Annotated in this window: 1 protein-coding gene and 1 pseudogene; both read right to left on the reverse strand. The window is 59.0% G+C overall.

Translation table 11 applies throughout. The annotated features are described in order from the left end of the window. Positions 1–438: pseudogene (locus tag IVB42_RS42200) on the reverse strand (IS5/IS1182 family transposase); the annotation flags it as partial. Further along, on the reverse strand, positions 378–731 hold the full coding sequence (locus IVB42_RS42205; RefSeq protein ID WP_346659276.1) for a hypothetical protein: 354 nt from the start codon (positions 729–731) through the stop codon (positions 378–380). The pseudogene IVB42_RS42200 and the gene IVB42_RS42205, both read right to left, overlap by 61 nt. Between the last annotated feature and the right edge of the window lie 69 nt (positions 732–800).

The raw sequence follows: 800 nt of genomic DNA on the forward strand, positions 1-800 counted from the left end.
GGTGGACTCATAAGCTCTGAGCCAAGGTCTAGTTGATGCCGGCAGAACAGCGGTGAGGAAGTTTCTAGCGAGTTTGTCGAAGCGCGTAGCAACGCGGCGGAAGTGTTTGATTTTGCAGAAGAAGCGCTCGATCATGTTGGCGATAAAGGCCAGGGTCGACCGAGCGCTGAACGCTACCGTCCCGCTGGGTCGGGATGTGCGCCTCGCCGCCATGCTCGCGACAATGGCCTGGGAGCCGCGATGGGCAATGAGAGCGCGGGCGGGCGGCAGTCCTTCAAGCAGGGCTGCCACGGCGGTCTTGTCGGATGCCTGGCCGGCGGAGAGCACGATCCGCAATGGAAGGCCATTCTCGTCCACGACGGCATTGATCTTGGTGCTCAGTCTTCCACGAGAACGGCCAATGGCGTGATCCGGGCCCCCTTTTTCCACCGGCTGCATGCTGGTGAGCGCGAATGATCGAGGCATCTATGAGGTGCAGGGATCCGGGTGATTGCGCCGCAAGTGAAAAATCCGTAGCCAGACGCCAGCTTTTGACCAGCGATTGTAGCGATTATAGCAGTCGAGGCCCTTAACGACTGGGTAGATCGCGCCAGGGCGAGCCCGTCCTCAAAACATAAAAGATCGCATTGATGATCCGTCGGTCCATCCACTCGTGCCACGCCCCGCGGTTTGTTGGGCAGCAGCGGTGCGATCAAACGCCACTCGGTGTCCGAAACATCGTACCGGGCCATGATCAAGGTTCCTCCTAAGCCGCGCTTGAATCACGACAAACGCAAACGCTCAATGGTTATAGGTACAGA

Origin of the sequence: Bradyrhizobium sp. 45 (assembly GCF_023073155.1) — a bacterium.
Lineage (GTDB): Bacteria > Pseudomonadota > Alphaproteobacteria > Rhizobiales > Xanthobacteraceae > Bradyrhizobium > Bradyrhizobium canariense_D.